The sequence below is a fragment of the Carnobacterium sp. genome (assembly GCF_032094055.1).
Taxonomy (GTDB): domain Bacteria; phylum Bacillota; class Bacilli; order Lactobacillales; family Carnobacteriaceae; genus Carnobacterium_A.
Genome location: NZ_DAMDAK010000029.1, coordinates 24159 through 26970, shown reverse-complemented (window position 1 = coordinate 26970; position 2812 = coordinate 24159). Strand labels below are relative to the sequence as shown.

Below are 2812 nucleotides of genomic sequence, written 5' to 3'. Positions count from 1 at the left end.
CAGGACGCGAAGGCAGTATTACAGCAATCGGAGCAGTATCGCCTCCAGGAGGAGATACATCTGAACCGGTGACTCAAAATACATTGCGCGTAGCGAAAGTGTTTTGGAGCTTAGATAATTTACTTGCACAAAAACGGCATTTTCCTTCAATTGACTGGTTGTCATCTTATTCTTTATATTCAGAAGAATTAGGTAAATATACAGGAGAAGTATTAGGAAAAGACTGGACTGGCATGGTTAGAAGAACGATGACATTGCTGCAAGACGAATCAGAATTAGAAGAAATTGTCCGTTTAGTAGGCGTGGAGTCTTTATCTGAAAATGACCGGTTGAAATTAGAAGTAGCTAAAATGATTCGTGAAGACTTTTTACAACAAAATGCCTTTGATGATGTAGATACCTATACTTCAAGAGAAAAACAATATGAAATGTTATCAACTATCCTTCTTTTTGAAGACGAAGCGTTAGCTGGAATGAAATTAGGAGCTTACTTCAATGAAATTATTGAAGGAACTGTTGCCATACGTGACAGAATTGCTCGTGGAAAATATATTCCTGAAGAAAACATCGGCGAATTCAAAACGTTGAAAACTGATATTGAAACAGTTATTCATCAAATCGTTGAAAAAGGAGGTATGGACTCAAATGCTTAAAGAATATAGAACAGTAACAGAAGCTGTTGGTCCTTTAATGGCAGTTGAAGGCGTTGAAGGGGTTAAATTTGACGAATTAGTTGATATTCAAATGCAAAATGGCGAAAGAAGACGAGGACAAGTTTTAGAAATCGATGGCGATAAAGCAATGGTCCAAATCTTTGAAGGTTCCAGTGGAATCAACTTAAAAGACACAAAAGTTCGTTTTTTAGGCAGACCTTTGTCGTTGGATGTTTCTGAAGATATGGTAGGCCGAATTTTTGATGGAATGGGTCGAATTAATGATGATGGGCCAGAGTTGATTCCTGAAAAGACCTTAGATGTAAACGGAGAAGCAATCAACCCGATGGCACGTGATTATCCGGATGAGTTTATTCAAACCGGGATTTCTACTATTGATCATTTAAATACGTTGGTCCGGGGACAAAAATTACCGGTATTTTCAGGATCTGGTTTGCCTCATAAGGAATTAGCTGCTCAAATCGCAAGACAAGCAACTGTTTTAAATTCCGAAGAAGAGTTTGCCATTGTCTTTGCAGCGATCGGCATTACTTTTGAAGAAGCCGAATTTTTTATGGAAGATTTTCGTGAAACAGGCGCAATCGATCACTCTGTTATGTTTATCAATTTGGCTAACGATCCAGCTATTGAACGGATCGCAACTCCAAAAATGGCATTGACAGCAGCCGAATATTTAGCCTACGAAAAAGATATGCATGTCTTAGTAATTATGACGGATATGACAAATTACTGTGAAGCATTACGTGAAGTTTCGGCTGCCAGACGTGAAGTTCCAGGTCGTCGTGGTTATCCAGGTTATTTGTATACGAACTTAGCAACGTTATTTGAACGTGCAGGTCGTTTAGTAGGTGGAAAAGGTTCTGTAACACAAATACCAATTTTAACGATGCCGGAAGATGACATCACTCATCCGATTCCCGATTTGACTGGTTATATCACGGAAGGACAAATTATTTTATCCCGTGAATTATACAACAGCGGAATTCAGCCGCCAATAAATGTTTTACCGTCTTTATCTCGTTTAAAGGACAAAGGAACAGGTGAAGGCAAAACAAGAAAAGATCATGCTGCCACTATGAACCAACTGTTTGCAGCGTATGCAGAAGGAAAGCAAGCGAAAGAATTGGCAGTTGTTCTAGGAGAATCAGCTCTTTCGGAAACGGATAAACTGTATGCTGAATTTGGAGATCGTTTTGAAAAAGAATACGTAAACCAAGGGAATTATACCAACCGCACAATTGAAGAGTCGTTAGATTTAGCATGGGAATTATTAGCTATTTTACCTAGAACTGAATTGAAACGAATCAAAGACGACATGCTGGACGAATATCTGCCGAAAGGGGAGTGAGTCTAAATGGCAAAATTAAATGTTAATCCTACACGAATGGAATTAACTATTTTGAAAGAACGGTTATCTACTGCTACACGCGGACACAAGTTGCTGAAAGACAAACAAGATGAACTGATGCGTCAGTTTATTACATTGATCCGTAAAAACAACGAACTGCGTGCAGAAGTAGAAGCTAAATTAACAAGTGCGATGCAGTCTTTTGTAATGGCCAAAGCCTTATTAAATGAAAACTTCATCGAAGAACTTGTAGCTATTCCTCCTCGTTCAGTAGAATTAGAACTGTACGAAAGAAACATTATGAGTGTAGCCGTTCCCGTTATGAATTTCCAGTATGATGAAAAAGAAGAAACAAATGAATTGCGTTATGGGTATTTAAATTCGAATAGTGAATTGGATACGTCCATTGAAGAAATGTCAGCGGTAATGCCGCAGTTGCTAGAACTTTCAGAAATAGAAAAGACCTGTCAATTAATGGCAGATGAAATTGAAAAAACACGACGTCGGGTTAACGCGTTGGAGTACATGACGATTCCGCAATTAGAAGAAACCATTTACTTTATTCAAATGAAATTGGACGAAAACGAAAGAGCCAATATTACTCGTTTGATGAAAGTAAAAGATATGGGATAAGAAAAAGGCAAAATCAAAAATGATTTTGCCTTTTTCTGTATATCAGATGAGATAGAAGAGTTAATTAAAAATATGGTTATCACTTCTTTTCTTGAATTCTTTTCAATGTTAGAAAATGAAATGGTCCTGTATACTTATCTTAAGGAGTTGACTCAGA

General features: G+C 37.7%; 2 protein-coding genes and 1 pseudogene. All 3 read left to right on the top strand.

The genetic code is table 11. From position 1 onward, the window contains the following. Positions 1–653 (top strand): annotated as a pseudogene (locus RT405_RS06275) (V-type ATP synthase subunit A); the annotation flags it as partial. Further along, a complete protein-coding gene (locus tag RT405_RS06270; protein ID WP_313468485.1) occupies positions 646–2022 on the top strand; it encodes a V-type ATP synthase subunit B in 1377 nt (458 codons plus the stop codon). The pseudogene RT405_RS06275 and the gene RT405_RS06270, both read left to right, overlap by 8 nt. 6 nt (positions 2023–2028) lie before the next feature. Continuing rightward, positions 2029–2655: a V-type ATP synthase subunit D gene (locus RT405_RS06265; protein WP_035028530.1), complete on the top strand. Its 627-nt coding sequence runs from the start codon at positions 2029–2031 to the stop codon at positions 2653–2655. The last annotated feature ends 157 nt before the right edge of the window (positions 2656–2812 follow it).